Below are 17,084 nucleotides of genomic sequence, written 5' to 3'. Positions count from 1 at the left end.
TGGTGTAGGTGTCGTGCATGCCGCCGCCGCAACGTGCAGTCGATAGCGTGGCTCCTCACGGAGACGCTGGTCTCGAGGCCTGACTCGAACCTTACATACCCTCCAAGGTATTCGAATGTTGTACCCGCCGGTGGGGCGTAGCCAGGCAAGGCTGCAAGGTGCGCACGGAGCGCACACGCCCACCGCCGATTTGCCCGGCTTGCCGGCCGGGCCCGGAGCAAGGCAGTTGCCGCACCGCAGGATGCGGTCAGTGGACAGGAAGTCCCGGCAACTGCCTCCTCCGGGCCACGCCCGCAACGCTCGGCGCTTTGGCAACACCGGCACCAAGGACTTAATTGCACAGGATGATCAAGATGAAACTGTTGAAACGCTTTATCGTGAAAAAGAACGAACGCGGCCTGCTGTTCTGCGAAGGCGACTTTGTGTCGATCCTCGAACCTGGCGTGCACAAGCGTTTCGACCTGCACAACCGGCTGACGGTAGAAACCTTCAGCCTCAATACTTCGCTGTTCGAACATCGCCTGGCGGGCTACCTGCGTCAGAGCGAGCCGGCCTTGGTCGAGCAGTATTTCGAGCGCATGGACCTGGCGGAAAACGAAGCCGGCCTGCGTTTTGAGGACGGTGCCCTGGTCGAATTGCTGGCTCCGGGCAGCCGCCAGCTGTACTGGAAGGGCCAGAGCGCGCAGACCCTGCAGCGCATCGACCTGAGCCAGGCCTATCGCCTGGATAGCGCCCTGGTAGCCCAGCTCAACCAGCCTAAACTGCGCGGTCGCAGCCTGGCCGGGCTGGATGCGGTTCTGCTGGCGGCGGTGCCGGCGTTCCATGTCGGTGTGTTGAAGGTCGATGGCGTGGTGGAAGAGTTGCTGGGTGCCGGGCAGTACGGCTTCTGGCGCTTCAACCGTCAGGTGAGTGTCGAGTTGGTCGACATGCGGATCCAGGCCATGGAAATCAGCGGGCAGGAAATTCTCACCCGCGACAAGGTCAGCCTGCGCCTGAATCTTGCGGCCAACTGGCGCTACAGCGATGTGCTCGGTGCGTTCGCGCAGTTGAGCAAACCGCTGGAGCATCTGTACCGCGAGGTGCAGTTCGGCCTGCGGGCGGCGGTGGGTACCCGCACCCTCGATGAGCTGTTGGAAAACAAGCAGTTGATCGACGATTCGGTCAGCCAGTACCTGCAGGAAAAACTCGCTGGCAGCGGCATCGAAGTCAGCGGCCTGGGGGTGCGCGACATCATCCTCCCAGGCGAGATGAAAACCCTGCTGGCGCAGGTGGTGGAGGCAGAGAAAGCGGCGCAAGCCAACGTCATCCGCCGCCGTGAAGAGACCTCGGCGACCCGATCGCTGCTCAACACCGCCAAAGTCATGGAAGACAACCCGACGGCCCTGCGCCTGAAGGAGCTGGAGACCCTGGAGCGGGTGGCCGAGCGCATCGACCGGATTTCGGTGTTCGGCGGCCTGGATCAGGTGTTGAATGGACTGGTCAGCATCAAGGCCGGATGAGTTTTGCCGGGCTCAAGCAGCCCGGCAGCAACAGATAAAAATGGAAGTACCGACATGAACATACTCGAAGTGGCCGGCGGCAAGCCGATCAAGCTCTGGACCGACGGCGTCCCGGTGGACGAGGGCGCCCGTGAGCAACTGCTGAACACCGCGAAGATGCCGTTCATCTTCAAGCACCTGGCGGTGATGCCCGATGTGCACCTGGGCAAGGGCTCGACCATCGGCAGCGTGATCCCGACCCTGGGCGCGATCATCCCGGCGGCGGTTGGCGTCGACATCGGCTGCGGCATGATTGCCGCGCGCACCTCGCTGACCGCCAGCGACCTGCCGGACAACCTGCACGGCCTGCGCTCGGCGATCGAAAAGGCTGTGCCCCATGGCAAGACCTTCGGCCGCCGCGACCAGGGCGCCTGGGACAGCGTGCCGGCCATGGCCGACCGTGCCTGGCACGACCTGGCGGCGCGATTCAAGGCGATCACCGACAAGTACCCGAAGCTTGAGAAAACCAACAACCGCCAGCACCTGGGCACCCTCGGCGGCGGCAATCATTTCATCGAGGTTTGCCTGGATGAAGCCAACCGCGTCTGGTTCATGTTGCACAGCGGTTCACGCGGGGTCGGCAATGCCATCGGCAACCTGTTCATTGAACTGGCCCAGGCCGACATGCGCCAGCACATCGCCAACCTGCCGGACCGCAACCTGGCCTATTTCGAAGAAGGCAGCCGGCACTTTGCCGACTACGTCGAGGCGGTGGAGTGGGCTCAGGATTTCGCCCGGCAGAACCGTGCGCTGATGATGCACGCGGTGATCGCCGCTACACGCAAGGTGCTCGGCAAACCCTTTGAGGCCAACCTCGAAGCGGTCAACTGCCACCACAACTATGTGCAGCGCGAGCATCACTTTGGCCACGACGTGCTGGTCACCCGCAAGGGCGCAGTGTCGGCGCAAAAGGGCGAGCTGGGGATTATTCCCGGCTCCATGGGCGCCAAGAGTTTCATCGTTCGTGGCCTGGGCAACGAAGAGGCGTTCTGCTCCTGCAGCCATGGCGCCGGGCGGGTGATGAGCCGTACCCGGGCCAAGCAGGCGTTCACCGTTGAGGATCAGCGCCGCGCCACTGCCCATGTCGAATGCCGCAAGGACAAGGACGTGATCGACGAGATCCCCATGGCCTACAAGGACATCGACGCGGTGATGCAGGCCCAGCGCGAACTGGTGGAAGTAGTGCACACCCTGCGTCAGGTGGTGTGCGTAAAGGGATAGGAAGGGATACACCATGAACAAGGAAGACCGTCACCCACTGCCGGGCGCCATGCGCGAGTGGGTGCTTGAAGAATTGCGCCGGGTCGAGCTTGAACACGATGTGCGCGTGCTCTACGCCTGCGAATCCGGCAGCCGTGCCTGGGGCTTTGCCTCCACCGACAGCGATTTCGACGTGCGCTTCATCTACGTCCCGCGCCAGGACTGGTACCTGCGTGTCGATGAGCCGCGCGACGTGATCGAACGGCCGCTGACCGACGAGCTGGACATCAGCGGTTGGGAGTTGCGCAAGACCCTGAAGCTGCTGCGCAACTCCAACCCGACCCTGCTCGAATGGCTCGGCTCGCCGCTGGTGTATCGCGCCGAGCCCGGTGCGGTCGAGTCGCTGCGGGCGCTGGCGCTGAACTTCTACAGCGCCCGGGCGGCGCGGCATCACTACTTGTCGATGGCGAAAAAGAACCACCGCGACTTTCTCCAGGGCGAGCAGGTGCGCTTCAAGAAGTACCTTTACGTGCTGCGTTCGCTGTTGGCGGTGCGCTGGATCGACCTGGGCCTGGGCCTGCCGCCGACGGCCTTTGCCGACCTCTTGGCAGGCACCTTGAACGAGCCACAGATGCTTGCCGAGATCGATGAATTGCTGCGCATCAAGCGCCGGGCGGTCGAGGCCGATTACGGGCCGCGACGGGTGGTGCTGCAGCAGTTCATCGACAGTGAGCTGCTGCGTGCAGAAACTTCACCAGCCTTGCCGCGGCTGCGCGGTGATACGCAACAGCTGGATGACTATTTGCGCGATACTGTGCGGCGTTATTCATAGGAGGCGCGCCTTGGCGTGCCTTCCTTGTCGAAAGGACTCGGACCGTTTTCATGCCTGACAGTAAGTACCAACGCCTGCCCCATGCCGGAGACTTCGAGCAAGTCTCTGGCACCGAGATTGTCTACCTGTCGCCCAAACCCTTGCCCACGGGCGTCGAGGCCTACAGCTACCAGCTCCTGCACCGTGATGCCAACGAGGTCTACCTGGACTTCGGCATCGGCCGGGGCAACTTCGAGTTCATGGCCCGCTGCGGCATTGCCGCGGTCATGGGCGTGATCACCAGCTTTGTGATGACGGCGCTGCTCGCGGGCTGGGCACGGCGCAAGTACGAGCCGTTCTGGTCGGGTGTTCTCGACTTTCTCGCCTCGCCGCCGATCTGGGGCTTTATCGGCGCGTTGGCGCTGATGTACGTGTTCATTTTCTGCAAGACCGTGCGCGAGCTCAGAGTCCAGCCGCCGATCCGTTTCAACCGCCAGCGACGCGAAGTGGCGATGGTGCCGAAGAAAGGTGCAGCCCCCCATTATGTGCCGTGGGAAGAGGTTATCGCCTGTGTCTCGGCCGGCAAACTGGTCACCGAATACGCGGTGCTGCCCGAGTTCAAACTGATGATCGGCCTGCGTGACGCCGCCAGCGGTAACGTCCTCTGGCTGACTGTGGCCTGCGGCAGCCTGCGCGCTGCAGTGGCCGAGTGGGAGGCGATTCGCGCCTACATGGAAGAGGGCCCGGCAGCCTTGCCGGCGCCACCGTCAGAAGAATTCGAAGAGGGCACGGTGGCGTTTTTCCACATGGCCCGCCTCGGCTATCGGGAAAATTTCCCGTGGCTGCAGTACGTGTTCGGCTTTCTGTTCGTCCAGGCGTTCGGTGGCTGGACCTTGCCGTGCCATATCTCCAACTGGGTCAACAATCGCCCCAGGGCCCTGTTCCCCAAAGCGGTGCAGGAGTGGTCCCGGCCCTTGCCGGCAGATCAGCATGCGCTCCCCAGTGAGGCGCTGCTCAAAGAAAGTGCCGAGGTACGCGAGGTTTTTTACCGGGGCAAAACCCTGCTGGATTACTTCAAGGTGAAATTTGCCGAGGCGGCCTGACGGTGCGCCGTTACGCAAAGGAGTTGAGCATGAACAAGGACGTGATTCAGAGCGCGGCATGCTGAAGCTGCGCGTGAGAGAACGCTGGCGACGGTTGCAGATAAGCGGCAGCGATCAGGTGGTGATGCTGCTGCTTTCAGTGATGGTCGGCTTGTGCATCGCGGCGGCGTACTGGACGGCCCACCCCAAGTCCGGGTGTATCCGCCTTGGGCGCGGTAATAGCGGGCCGATCAGTTGCGATCCGCAGGTCATTGCCGGTGAAGCGATGAACATCGTGCTGTTCAGCCTGCTGTTCGCGGTACCACTGCTCTACATACTTGGCCGGCTATTGGTGCAACTGTTCAGGCCGTTGAATGCGCCGCCGTGATGGAATGTTCAAGGCCAGCACACTGATCAACACGACCACCGCTGCGACTATCACCATCAGCGAAGGCTGCTCGCCGAGCAGCGAGGCCGCGATCAGCATGGCGCAGGGCGGGATCAGGTACAGCGCCATGGTTGCCCGGCTGACCTGCGTGTGGCTCAGTACAAAGGCCCAGCCCAGGTAGGCCAGGGCGCTGGGAAATACGCCCAGCATCAACACCGCCAGGTCTGCCTGCAGTGGCGCGGCCTTCACGGCGCCGGCCAGGCCCGGCAGATACACCAGCAGCAAGGCGGTGCCGGCCCAGATGGTGTAGCAGACCATGGTCAGGCCGTCGTACCGATGGCCATGAAGTTTCTGCAGGGTGAAGTAGATACTCCACGACAGCGCGGCCAACAGCACCAGCAGGCCGTGGGCGTTCAGTGCGCCTGGCCCGTGATCCCCGGCAACCACCATCGCCGCGCCAAGCATGCCCAGCACCAGGCAGCCCCAGTGCCAGGCGCTGGCCTTCTGACGCAGAACAAAACAGCCGATCAACAGGCTGAACAACGGTGTGGATTGCGCCAGCACACTGGATGCCCCGGCACTGATCCCGCGCTGGCCGAAGTTGATCGCCACATGGTGAGCAAACACTGCGAAAAAACCGAGCAGCATCAACAGCGGCAAGTCCTTGAGCCGGGGCAGGCTGATCCCTCGCCACAGTGCGACAAAGGCCATGAATACCGACGCCACGATAAACCGCGCCAAGGCCAGATGGCCCGGTTCGTAGCCTTGCAGGGCGATATGGATGCCCGTGGGTGAGTAGGCCCAGCACAGCACCACGAACAGGGTCGCCAGGACGATTTTCAGGGATTGGGCGCGTGGCATCGCAAGAGGCTCCGGGGGGGGCTGGGAGCTTCAGTATCAGAAAGGCCTATGCTCACCACAATCGACTTATACTGAGCGTATCGTTCACTTTGGGTGATGTATGGAGCTGATGCAGATTCGCATGTTCAAGACGGTCTACGACACCGGCAGCATCGCCCGTGCGGCCGAGGTGTTGCACTACGTGCCGTCGAACATCACTGCGCGGATCAAGGCGCTTGAACAAGAGCTGGGCGTGGCGCTGTTCTTTCGCCATGGTCGCGGTTTGAAGATCAGCCCGGCAGGCGAAACCTTCCTTGAATACGCCACCCAGATGCTCGCCCTGGTCGAAGCCTCGAAGGCCGCTCTGAGCCCGCAAGCCATGCCCAGCGGGCGCCTGCGTATCGGCGCCATCGAGTCCTCGGCCAGTGGCCGGCTTCCGCGGCTACTGGCCGAATACCATGCGCGCTTCCCGCAGGTATCACTGGAATTGAGCACGAGCACCTGGTCGCAACTGCTCGATGACGTGCTCAACCATCGCCTCGACGGGGCGATTGTCGCAGTGGAGGTCGAGCGGCCGTTGCTCAAGCGCACGCCCATGTACCAGGAAGACCTGGTGCTGATCGCGCCTGAATCGCTGGGGCCGATTCGCAGCGCTGAAGACCTGCAGGGCAAGGCTATCTTCATGTGGCCGGAAGGTTGCCCATACCGCGCGGCTCTGGAGCACTGGTTGCTCGAACAGGGGCAAAGACTGCCGATTGTCGGCATTGCCAGCTATGGCGCCATCGTCAGTTGCGTCAGTGCTGGCGCCGGAGTGTCGCTGGTGCCCAGGGGCATCTTCGAGCAATACCGCAAGGGCGCCGGCTGGAGCGGCCATGAGTTCGCCGAACTCAAGGCCATCAGCAACGCCTTCTACTGGCATGCCCAGGCAGCAAGGCATCCGGCCCGGGATGCCTTCGTGCAGATGCTGCGCGAGGGGTTGGCGCCGGACGCTATTCGATCGGGTACTTGAGCATCGCCGGATGCCCTTCGATCTTCTGCGCCAGACGCTGCACATGCGCATAGTCGCTGGCCGCAACCACCTCGGCGCATACGTACTGGGTGAACGACCAGGCCACCGCCGTGCTGATTTCTGCCTGGCTCAAGGGCAGGGTGGGGCACTTGCTCGGCTGTTCGGCGAGCAAGCCGTCGAGCCGCGCATACGCCGCCTGCAACTGCCCGGTCACCCGCTCCAGCCAGGGCGTGTGCAGCTTCTCTTGCGGGCGCAGGTTGTGCTCGTAGTAGATCTGCACCGACTTCTCACTGGCCGCCAGCGCCAGGCCGATCACCTGCAAATCGCTGGCGCGGGCCAGCGGGTCTTGTGGCAATAACTTTTTGGCGGGTACGGCCAGGGCTTCGAAGTAATCCAGAATCAGCGTCGAATCCATCAGCAGCGTGCCGTCGTCCAGCACCAGGCTCGGCGCCTTGACCACCGGATTGATCGCGGCGAACTCGGCAAAATTGCGAAACACCGACAGCGCCTGGTGTTCGAAGCTGATGCCGTACAGCTCCAGCGACACCGCGACGCGGCGCACGTAGGGGGAATCGAGCATGCCGATGAGTTTCATGACCACTCCAGTGAGAACAGGTTACGACCGAGTAAAAGTAGTCGAGTTTTTCCCGGTGTGGTTCGAAGTGTGGGCTTGGCAGCTCAGGTGTGCGCAGGGGAATGTTTCAGGCATTAAAAAGCCGGCTTGTGGCCGGCTTCCGGGGACGGGCTTGGCTAATTTTTGGTAAGCCGCAACCGCCTTAAAATCGTTGCTCCGGCGCTAGGGCCGGGAGGTGGCGGGCAAGCTGTGGGGTGCCGCGCCAGGGCCGCGGACGGGCTGGGCCGTCGGGCTAAATGTGCGGCGTAGCATACTGGGATTGGCCGGCGATGCCCAGCAAAAAATCACTGGCCGGTGCTCAGCCCGGGCGGCTGTCGCGCAGGTGGCCCCACCAGAATACCCAGCCCAGTACTTCCAGACGCTGGGTTTTCAGTTGTGCCGGGCTGTAGGTTTCGGTGGGGTATTCGTCGCTGTCCTGGCTGTGCAGGCGCAAGGCGCCGTTGGCGCGGCGGCTGAGGCTGTTGATGCGCAGGCGGCCGTTGTGCAGCAAGGCATAGATTTCGCCTTCGACCACCCGGGTCAGGCTGCGGTCGACGGCCAGGGTGGTGCCGCGTGGCAGCAGCGGGCTCATGTTGTGCCCGGGCATGCTCAGGCACAGGGCATCGCCCGGGTCGACGCCGACGGCGTCGAGGGCACGCAGCGGCAGGCGCAGGTAACGGTCTTCGACCGGTTTTAGCTGGCGGGTCTGGATGCTGTAGAACGGCACCTGGATGTCGTTGTAGCTGTGTGCCGCCAGCGCGCTGGCATCGGGGCCTTCGACGCCTGGGCGGGCGGCCTGGCTGTTGAGGCGCGGCAAGGGGTTGGGGTGCTTGGGGCCTTCGCCGTTGCGCAGCCAGCGGCTGCGCACGCACAGCAGTTCGGCGATTTCATCCAGCCGGGCCAGGGGCACGCCGCGCTTGAACCAGTTGTTGACGTGCTGCGGCGTAACCTTGCGCTGCGCGGCAAAGTCGGAAGGGGACAGGTTGCACTCGCTCAGGAGCGCTTTGAGACGATCACCGGATGTATTCATGAGGCCCGAGTTTAGTGGGCTTATCGGCTGCGGGAAATAAACGCAAAGTTCTTCTTTTGCCGGGGAATGTGATCGGTTTACAGGCGTTGGCTTAGGATGCTGTAGGAAATTTTTCAGCCAGACATAAAAAAACCCCGCGTGTGCGGGGCTTTTTGCTCAAGCGCTTGCTTAGCCTTTGTAAGCGGCAACCGACTTGGTGATCGCAGCGCGGGCGGCGTCAGCGCCATCCCAGCCTTCGATCTTGACCCACTTGCCTTTCTCGAGATCTTTGTAGTTCGCGAAGAAGTGCTCGATCTGCTGGATCAGCAGGGCTGGCAGGTCGGTGTATTCTTTGACGTCGACGTACAGTTGCGACAGTTTGTCGTGCGGTACGGCGATGACTTTGGCGTCGCCACCGCCGTCGTCGGTCATGTTCAGGATGCCGACCGGACGGGCGCGGATTACCGAGCCTGGCGCTACCGGGTACGGGGTAACAACCAGCACGTCGAGGGGGTCACCGTCGTCGGCCAGGGTGTTGGGGATGTAGCCGTAGTTGGCCGGGTAGAACATCGGGGTAGCCATGAAACGGTCAACGAACAGGCAGTCGCTGTCCTTGTCGATCTCGTATTTGATCGGCGCGTGGTTGGCTGGAATCTCGATGGCGACGTAGATGTCGTTCGGCAGGTCTTTGCCAGCCGGAATCTTGCTGTAGCTCATTGGGCAGTGCCCCCATGTTTGGCCAAAAATTGGTCGCGATTATAGGCACATTCCAGCGCGCTTGCCACGCCCGGGCGGATGTCCGGCAGGCTCAGTCCTGCGCGTCCTGGTAATGCGGGTGGTGGCGCTGCAACTGCTGCAGGCGGGCCAGCGGGTCCTGGCGGTAGAAGCCGCGCAATTGCTGGTACACCGCGGGGTAGGCGTCGTTGAGCAGGTCCGGGGCGCTGAAGAAGTATTCGCAGGTGACGGCGAAGAATTCTGCCGGGTTTTCCGCGGCATAGGGGTCGATGGCGGTTTCGGCGTCGGGGTTGCGGTCGAGCTGGGCGTTGAGGTCGTCAAAGGCCGCTTGCATGACCTGGGCCCAGTCGCTGACGCGCAGGTCACTGTGCAGCGGCGGCAGGCCGTTGGCATCGCCATTGAGCATGTCGAGCTTGTGCGCCAGTTCGTGGATCACCAGGTTGTAGCCTTCCCAGCCGCCACTGGCCAGCACGCCAGGCCAGGCCAGGATCACCGGGCCCTGCTGCCAGGCTTCGCCGCTGTGCTCGCCGTCCCATTCGTGCTCGATGCCGCTGGCGTCGCGATGGCGCTGGGGGCTTACGAAGTCGTCGGGGTAGAGGATGATTTCGTGAAAACCCTGGTACCAGTTCAGCTCGCCCAGGTGCAGCAGCGGCAGTTGCGCCTGGGCGGCAAGAAACAGCCGCTGCTCGCCGTCCAGCTCTACCCCGGGCAGGGCGGTCAGGTGCTTGTGATCGAGGAACAATACGCAGGCTTCACGCAGCCATTGGTCTTCTTCTTCACTCAGGCCATCGAGCATCGGCAGGCGCTCGCGCACCCGCTGCCAGCGCTGCGGGTCGAGCGGGTGTCGGGCCAGGGTGCGGCGACGGCGCCAGGCGCTCAGCGACCACATAAACCGGGCTTAGTGAACCTTGGCTTCGTTGCGGCCCATGCGGCTGCGCACGATGCCGATGATCATCGGCACCAGCGACAGCAGGATGATGGCGACGATCATCAGCGACAGGTTCTGCTTGATGAACGGCACGTTGCCGAAGAAGTAGCCGAGGGTGACCAGGCCGCCTACCCAGAGCACGGTGCCGGCGACGCTGAAACCGAGGAAACGCGGGTAGTGCATTTTGGCGATGCCGGCGACGAACGGCGCAAAGGTGCGCAGGATCGGCAGGAAGCGCGCCAGGGTCACGGTCTTGCCGCCATGACGCTCATAAAAGTCGTGGGTCTGCTGCAGGTAGTCGCGGCGGAAGATCTTCGAGTTGGGGTTGCGGAACAAGCGTTCGCCTGCTGTTCGGCCAATCACGTAATTGGTGCTGTCGCCCAGGATTGCCGCCGCCATCAGCAGGCCGCCGAGCAGCACCGGGTCCATACCGCCGCCTGCGGCCACGGCGCCGGCGATGAACAGCAGGGAGTCACCCGGCAGGAACGGCATGACCACCAGACCGGTCTCGCAAAAGATCACCAGGAACAGGATCGCGTAGATCCACGGGCCGTAGTTGTTGACCAACAGGTCCAGGTAAGCGTCGAGATGCAGAATAAGGTCCAGCGGGTTGAAATCCATGTACAGCACCTTGTGTTCTTGACCCGGGCGACGGGCTTGCGATGACTGGCAGTGCGAATGCGGACGGTCGCTACCCGGAAGATGGGTAAAGTTTCACACACAATGAAGAGGCGCATTATACGGCCACGAACAGATTGTGCCTGCGCAGTTTGTAGCGGCGGATGTCGAATGAATGTGAACGGCAGGCGTCGCGCCTGCCGTTGCGCCCGGATCAGTCCGAGTTGATAGGCAGGATGTAGCTCTTGAACTCGGTGTCTTCGTGAAAACCGATGGATTCGTAGGTTTTCATCGCCACTTCGTTGTCGCTGCTGGTCGATACCCGCAGGCGCACGGCGTTGGTTTCCTTGGCCAGCTTCTTGGCTTCGCGCATCAGGTGGTCGGCCACCAGCATGCGCCGGGAGTCTTCGGCGACGTAGATGTCGTTGAGGATCCACACGCGCTTGAGCGACAGCGACGAGAAGCTCGGGTAGAGCTGGCAAAAGCCCATCAGTTTGCTGTCGTCATCGTCCGGCAGGGCCAGGTAGATGGTCGACTCGCCACGTTCCAGGCGTTTTTTCAGGAACGAGCGCGAGGAATCCGGGTAGGGCAGCTGGCCGTAGAACTCGCGGTATTTGACGAACAGCGGGGCAAGCAGGTCCAGATGTTCCAGGGTTGCTTTGATGATTCGCATAAGCAGGCCTCAGGGTCCATGGGAGTTTGCGGCGAATCGCCGGCAGCCTTGGCAGATGCTGCCTGAAAGCAATTAGAAAGCGCAATCTACGATCTCAAGGTTTACTCAACAGGAAATTTCCGCTTTTCGGCGTATCGGTGTCTGACTCAAGGGTTTGCACCTGGGCTTCATCCTTCAGATTGACCCCCGACAACTGCCGCCGACAGGCCTCGCGCATCAGGTACAGCAGGCGGTGGGCGGCCATGCCGTAGCTCAGGCCTTCCAGGCGCACGTTGGAGATGCAGTTGCGGTAGGCGTCGGTGAGGCCGACCTTGGGGTTGTAGGTGAAGTACAGCCCGAGGCTGTCCGGCGAGCTCAAGCCCGGGCGTTCGCCGATCAGGATCACGGTCATTTTCGCCCCGAGCAGCTCGCCCACTTCATCGGCCACCGCCACCCGGCCTTGTTCGACCAACACCACCGGAGAGGTCGACCAGCCGTCGGCGGCGCTCTGTTCTTCCAGGCGGGCGAGAAACGGCAGGGTATGGCGATGCACGGCCAGGGCCGAGAGGCCGTCGGCAACGACGATGGCCAAATCGACGCCGCCGGGGTTGGCCTGGGCGTGTTCGCGCAGCCGTTGTGCTGAATCTTCGTGCAGGCGGCGCCCCAGATCGGGGCGTTGCAGGTAGCTGTGACGATCGGCGGCGGCGCTGTGCAGCAGCAGGCTTTCACGTCCGCGCTCGCTCAATTGCTGGCGCAGGCCTGCATGGTCGAAGGCCAGGTGCACGGCGTCGCGGGCCTGGGCGTGGGCGAACTGAAAGTCCAGCTGGGCGCCGGTCGGCAGGCTGGTGCCGGTGCGGCCCAGGGCGATGCGCGCCGGGGTCAGGCGGCGCAGTTCCAGCCAGGGATTGGCGCTGTTGTCGTGTTGGGGAGTATTGGCCATAGTCGACTCGCTTATCCCAGTTGCGCCAGGGCCTGGCGGAAGGCCGGTGGCAGGTTGTCACCGAAACGCACCCGGCCGTCGGCCTGGGTGAAGATGCCCATGCGCGCCAGCCAGCTTTCGAACTCCGGCGCAGGCTTGAGGCCCAGGGTCTGGCGGGCGTAGAGCGCATCATGGAATGAAGTGGTCTGGTAGTTGAGCATGATGTCGTCGGAGCCGGGGATGCCCATGATGAAGTTGATACCGGCCACACCCAGCAGGGTCAGGAGCATGTCCATGTCGTCCTGGTCGGCTTCGGCATGGTTGGTGTAGCAGATGTCGCAGCCCATGGGCACGCCCAGCAACTTGCCGCAGAAGTGGTCTTCAAGCCCGGCGCGAATGATCTGCTTGCCGTTGTACAGGTACTCCGGGCCGATGAAGCCGACCACGGTGTTGACCAGAAACGGCTTGAAGTGACGGGCCACGGCGTAGGCGCGGGTTTCGCAGGTCTGCTGGTCGACGCCATGGTGGGCGTTGGCCGAGAGGGCGCTGCCCTGGCCGGTCTCGAAGTACATCAGGTTCTGCCCGAGGGTGCCGCGGTTGAGGCTCAGACCTGCGTCGTAACCCTCCTTGAGCACATTGAGGTTGATGCCGAAGCTGGCGTTGGCCGCTTCGGTGCCGGCAATCGACTGGAACACCAGGTCCAGCGGCACGCCGCGGTTGATCGCCTCGATCGAGGTGGTCACGTGGGTCAGCACACAGGCCTGGGTGGGGATGTCATAGCGCTGGATGATGGCGTCGAGCATCTCCAGCAGGGCGCAGATCGAGGCAATGCTGTCGGTGGCCGGGTTGATGCCGATCATCGCATCGCCATTGCCGTAGAGCAGGCCGTCGAGAATGCTCGCGGCAATCCCGGCCGGCTCGTCGGTCGGGTGGTTGGGCTGCAGGCGGGTCGACAGGCGCCCGCGCAGGCCCATGGTGCCGCGAAAGCGGGTGACCACGCGGATCTTCTGCGCCACCAGCACCAGGTCCTGCACGCGCATGATTTTCGACACGGCCGCAGCCATTTCCGGGGTCAGCCCCGGGGCCAGGGCACGCATGCTGTCTTCATCGGCGGCTTCGCTGAGTAGCCAGTCACGCAGCCCGCCGACGGTCAGGTGGCTGACGGCGGCAAAGGCATTGGCATCATGGGTGTCGATGATCAGCCGGGTGACTTCATCGTCTTCGTAGGGGATCAGCGCTTCAGTCAGAAAATGCTTGAGCGGGATGTCGGCCAGGGCCATCTGCGCCGCCACCCGTTCGCCGTCGTTGCTGGCGGCGACACCGGCGAGAAAGTCACCCGAACGCGCCGGGCTGGCCTTGGCCATGACTTCCTTGAGGCTGTCGAAACGGTAGGTCTGGTTGCCTGCCGTGTGAACAAAACTTGCCATACAGACTCTCCAGAACGCCGCAGGGCTGGCCTGCGGCGTAGGTGGCGTTGATCAGTGCAGGGCCTCTTCGGCCTTCTGGATCGCGGCGAATTCTTCTTCCGGGGTCCCGGCGACCAGGTGGTGCGGCTGTAGAAAGCAAAGTAGGCAATCAATACCGCATAAATCGCCGCGGCGCCAATCACTACCCGTGGGTCGACCAGAAAGCCGGCCACCACCGCGATGCAGGCCAGCACCAGGGCCACGCCCGAAGTGAAGATGCCGCCCGGGGTGCGATACGGCCGCTCCATTTTCGGCCGGCGGATGCGCAGGGTGATGTGCGCGGCCATCATCAGTACATAAGACAGCGTAGCGCCGAACACCGCGACCAGGATCAGCAGGTCGCCCTGGCCGGTCAGCGACAGGCCAAAGCCGATGATCCCGGGGATCACCAGGGCCAGTACCGGCGCTTTGCTCTTATTGGTTTCCGAGAGCTTGCGTGGCAAGTAGCCGGCACGCGACAAAGCAAAAATCTGCCGCGAATAGGCGTAGATAATCGAGAAAAAGCTGGCGATCAGGCCGGCCAGGCCCACCAGGTTGACGAAACCGCCCATCCAGGTCGAACCGCCGTAGGCTTTCGACAGCGCCTCCACCAACGGGTTACCGGAGGCTTTGAGCGCCTCGGCACCGGCACCACCCGGTCCGACCACCAGGATCAGCAGGGCAAAGGCCAGCAGCACCAGCATGGCGCCGATCAGGCCGCGGGGCAGGTCGCGCTTGGGGTTCTTGGTTTCTTCGGCAGCCAGCGGCACACCTTCGACGGCGAGGAAGAACCAGATCGCGTAAGGGATCGCCGCCCATACCCCGACATAGCCGAACGGCAGGAAGCTGCTGGCGCCGACGGCGTCGGTCTGGGCAATATCGAACAGGTTGTTGACGTCGAAGTGCGGCACCATCGCCACCAGGAACACGCCCAGGGCAATGGCGGCCACGGCGGTGATGATGAACATCAGCTTGAGCGCTTCACCGACCCCAAAAATGTGGATGCCGATGAAGATGATGTAGAAGGCCAGGTAGATCATCCAGCCGCCGATGCCGAACAGCGACTGGCAGTAGGCGCCGATGAACACGGCAATGGCCGCCGGGGCAATCGCGTATTCGATGAGGATCGCCGTGCCGGTGAGAAACCCGCCCCAGGGCCCGAAGGCGCTGCGGGCAAAACCGTAGCCACCACCGGCGGTAGGGATCATCGACGACAGCTCGGCCAGCGAGAAGCACATGCACAGGTACATGGTCGCCATCAGCAAGGTGGCGAGGAACATGCCGCCCCAGCCACCCTGGGCCAGGCCGAAGTTCCAGCCGGCATAGTCGCCGGAAATCACGTAGGCAACGCCCAGGCCCACCAGCAATACCCAGCCGGCGGCGCCCTTTTTCAGTTCACGTTGTTGGAAATAGTCGGAGCCGACCTTTTCGAAGTCGACAGAAGAGCCTGCCGGCACGCTGCCGGTATGATCGCTTGGCATAGGATTCACCTGTTGTTTTTATCAATACCGGCGGGTGCCGGTTTGTCTGGTGATGGTCTTGCAGGAAGCGAGCCAGCGCGGCCCGGGTTCGAAGCCGCGCTGTATCTCGTTTAGAAGAAGCCCAGCGGGTTGATGTCGTAGCTGACCAGCAGGTTTTTGGTTTGCTGGTAGTGATCGAGCATCATCTTGTGGGTTTCACGGCCGACGCCGGACTTTTTGTAGCCACCGAACGCGGCGTGGGCCGGGTACAGGTGGTAGCAGTTGGTCCAGACGCGACCGGCCTTGATGCCGCGGCCCATGCGGTAGGCGCGGTTGATGTCGCGGGTCCAGACTCCGGCGCCGAGGCCGAACTCGGTGTCGTTGGCAATCGCCAGGGCTTCGGCTTCGTCCTTGAAGGTGGTGATGCTCACCACCGGGCCAAAGATTTCTTCCTGGAACACGCGCATCTGGTTGGTGCCCTTGAGCAGGGTCGGCTGGATGTAATAGCCGGTCGACAGGCTGCCTTCGAGTTTTTCCACCTTGCCGCCGGTGAGCAGTTCGGCGCCTTCCTTCTCGGCGATTTCCAGGTACGAGAGGATCTTGTCGAACTGTTGCTCGGAGGCCTGGGCGCCGACCATGGTGTCGGTGTCCAGCGGGTCGCCGCGCTTGATCTGCTTGATCTTCTTCATCACCTCTTGCATGAACGCCGGGTAGATCGACTCCTGCACCAGTGCTCGCGATGGGCAGGTGCACACTTCGCCCTGGTTGAAGAATGCCAGCACCAGGCCTTCGGCGGCTTTCTCGATGAAGCTCTGCTCGGCCTGCATGATGTCTTCGAAGAAGATGTTCGGCGACTTGCCGCCCAGTTCGACGGTCGACGGAATAATGTTTTCGGCGGCGCATTTCATGATGTGCGAACCGACCGGGGTAGAGCCGGTAAAGGCGATCTTGGCGATGCGCTTGCTGGTGGCCAGGGCTTCACCGGCTTCGCGGCCATAGCCTTGCACCACGTTGAGCACGCCAGGCGGCAGCAGGTCGCCGATCACCTCCAGCAGTACGCTGATGCCCAGCGGGGTTTGCTCGGCCGGCTTGAGTACCACGCAGTTGCCGGCGGCCAGGGCCGGGGCGAGTTTCCACGCGGCCATCAGGATCGGGAAGTTCCACGGGATGATCTGGCCGACCACACCCAGTGGTTCATGGATGTGGTAGGCAACGGTGTTGCCGTCGATTTCGGCGGCGCTGCCTTCCTGGGCGCGCAGGCAACCGGCGAAGTAGCGGAAATGGTCGGCAGCCAGCGGGATGTCAGCGTTGAGGGTTTCGCGGATGGCCTTGCCGTTGTCCCAGGTTTCGGTGATGGCCAGCAGTTCGAGGTTCTGTTCGATACGGTCGGCGATTTTCAGCAGGATCAGCGAACGTGCCTGCACCGAGGTTGTGCCCCAGGCATCAGCGGCGGCGTGGGCGGCATCCAGGGCTTTTTCGATGTCTTCGGCAGTCGAGCGGGGGAATTCGGCGATCAGCTGGCCGTTCACCGGCGAGGTGTTTTCGAAGTACTGGCCTTTGACTGGGGCAACGAACTCGCCACCGATGTAGTTCCCGTAACGGCTCTTGAAGGAAACCTTGGCGCCTTCGGTACCGGGATGTGCATAACGCATGATGTTTCTCCTGGCTATTGTGCTTGTTGGGGAGGATGTAAAGCATAGAGCAAGGGTTGGGCCAGTGTGGCCGACCCCAGTTAAATCAAGGGCTTGGCAGGTTTTTACGCAGGTGCAGGAAGGGCGCTGTAGCAGCGCCGGTACAGCCTGGGTGACACTTTGTACCGTTGCTGACACAAAGCGTG

General features: G+C 62.7%; 16 protein-coding genes and 1 pseudogene. 6 read left to right on the top strand and 11 right to left on the bottom strand.

The features are described from left to right. Window positions 1-353: 353 nt before the first annotated feature. From ACZ9A3_RS20620 to ACZ9A3_RS20600, 5 genes are read left to right on the top strand one after another with little or no spacing between them, the layout of a single operon-like run. A complete protein-coding gene (locus ACZ9A3_RS20620; RefSeq protein WP_045200064.1) occupies window positions 354-1,499 on the top strand; it encodes a slipin family protein in 1,146 nt (381 codons plus the stop codon). Between the two features lie 54 nt (window positions 1,500-1,553). Further along, complete coding sequence (locus ACZ9A3_RS20615) at window positions 1,554-2,759, top strand: RtcB family protein (RefSeq protein ID WP_093379082.1); 1,206 nt, start codon at window positions 1,554-1,556, stop codon at window positions 2,757-2,759. Window positions 2,760-2,772: 13 nt separating this feature from the next. Next, complete coding sequence (locus tag ACZ9A3_RS20610; protein ID WP_476253072.1) at window positions 2,773-3,570, top strand: nucleotidyltransferase domain-containing protein; 798 nt, start codon at window positions 2,773-2,775, stop codon at window positions 3,568-3,570. Window positions 3,571-3,620: 50 nt separating this feature from the next. Further along, on the top strand, window positions 3,621-4,652 hold the full coding sequence (locus tag ACZ9A3_RS20605; RefSeq protein ID WP_093379088.1) for a hypothetical protein: 1,032 nt from the start codon (window positions 3,621-3,623) through the stop codon (window positions 4,650-4,652). A gap of 58 nt (window positions 4,653-4,710) precedes the next feature. Continuing rightward, a complete protein-coding gene (locus ACZ9A3_RS20600) occupies window positions 4,711-5,019 on the top strand; it encodes a hypothetical protein (RefSeq protein ID WP_476253071.1) in 309 nt (102 codons plus the stop codon). On the opposite strand, the gene ACZ9A3_RS20595 is transcribed toward ACZ9A3_RS20600, so the two are convergent. Beyond that, complete coding sequence (locus tag ACZ9A3_RS20595; RefSeq protein ID WP_195885123.1) at window positions 4,978-5,880, bottom strand: DMT family transporter; 903 nt, start codon at window positions 5,878-5,880, stop codon at window positions 4,978-4,980. The two genes, ACZ9A3_RS20600 and ACZ9A3_RS20595, sit on opposite strands and share 42 nt — an antisense overlap. A 100-nt stretch (window positions 5,881-5,980) precedes the next feature. Between ACZ9A3_RS20595 and ACZ9A3_RS20590 the strand changes: the two genes are divergently transcribed. Further along, window positions 5,981-6,868 (top strand): LysR family transcriptional regulator, encoded by an 888-nt coding sequence (locus tag ACZ9A3_RS20590; protein ID WP_476253070.1) that lies wholly within the window; start codon window positions 5,981-5,983, stop codon window positions 6,866-6,868. Here the strand turns inward: ACZ9A3_RS20590 and ACZ9A3_RS20585 are convergent. From ACZ9A3_RS20585 to exaC, 10 genes and pseudogenes are all read right to left on the bottom strand, one after another. Beyond that, window positions 6,849-7,463, bottom strand: coding sequence for a glutathione S-transferase family protein (locus ACZ9A3_RS20585; protein ID WP_476253069.1), 615 nt, complete (start codon window positions 7,461-7,463; stop codon window positions 6,849-6,851). The two genes, ACZ9A3_RS20590 and ACZ9A3_RS20585, sit on opposite strands and share 20 nt — an antisense overlap. Before the next feature lie 337 nt (window positions 7,464-7,800). Continuing rightward, window positions 7,801-8,511, bottom strand: coding sequence for a LexA family transcriptional regulator (locus tag ACZ9A3_RS20580; RefSeq protein WP_093379139.1), 711 nt, complete (start codon window positions 8,509-8,511; stop codon window positions 7,801-7,803). A 168-nt stretch (window positions 8,512-8,679) separates the two neighbouring features. Continuing rightward, window positions 8,680-9,207 carry an inorganic diphosphatase gene (gene ppa, locus ACZ9A3_RS20575; RefSeq protein ID WP_007933577.1) on the bottom strand — a complete coding sequence of 176 codons (528 nt, stop codon included), beginning with the start codon at window positions 9,205-9,207 and terminating at the stop codon, window positions 8,680-8,682. Window positions 9,208-9,298: 91 nt separating this feature from the next. Continuing rightward, window positions 9,299-10,114: a M90 family metallopeptidase gene (locus ACZ9A3_RS20570; protein ID WP_093379141.1), complete on the bottom strand. Its 816-nt coding sequence runs from the start codon at window positions 10,112-10,114 to the stop codon at window positions 9,299-9,301. Between the two features lie 9 nt (window positions 10,115-10,123). Next, complete coding sequence (locus tag ACZ9A3_RS20565) at window positions 10,124-10,774, bottom strand: DedA family protein (protein ID WP_038998563.1); 651 nt, start codon at window positions 10,772-10,774, stop codon at window positions 10,124-10,126. Window positions 10,775-10,985: 211 nt separating this feature from the next. Beyond that, complete coding sequence (locus ACZ9A3_RS20560) at window positions 10,986-11,444, bottom strand: GNAT family N-acetyltransferase (protein WP_093379143.1); 459 nt, start codon at window positions 11,442-11,444, stop codon at window positions 10,986-10,988. A 94-nt stretch (window positions 11,445-11,538) separates the two neighbouring features. Further along, the gene (eutC, locus tag ACZ9A3_RS20555; protein ID WP_093379147.1) at window positions 11,539-12,363 is read right to left on the bottom strand and encodes an ethanolamine ammonia-lyase subunit EutC; all 825 of its coding nucleotides are present in this window, start codon (window positions 12,361-12,363) and stop codon (window positions 11,539-11,541) included. Window positions 12,364-12,374: 11 nt separating this feature from the next. Then, a complete protein-coding gene (locus ACZ9A3_RS20550) occupies window positions 12,375-13,769 on the bottom strand; it encodes an ethanolamine ammonia-lyase subunit EutB (protein ID WP_476253068.1) in 1,395 nt (464 codons plus the stop codon). 51 nt (window positions 13,770-13,820) lie between these two features. Continuing rightward, window positions 13,821-15,268, bottom strand: a pseudogene (gene eat / locus ACZ9A3_RS20545) (ethanolamine permease). 110 nt (window positions 15,269-15,378) lie between these two features. Beyond that, the gene (gene exaC / locus ACZ9A3_RS20540) at window positions 15,379-16,899 is read right to left on the bottom strand and encodes an acetaldehyde dehydrogenase ExaC (RefSeq protein WP_123565105.1); all 1,521 of its coding nucleotides are present in this window, start codon (window positions 16,897-16,899) and stop codon (window positions 15,379-15,381) included. Between the last annotated feature and the right edge of the window lie 185 nt (window positions 16,900-17,084).

The sequence above is a fragment of the Pseudomonas sp. TE4620 genome (assembly GCF_056279045.1).
This window is presented reverse-complemented; position numbering and strand designations above follow the sequence as displayed.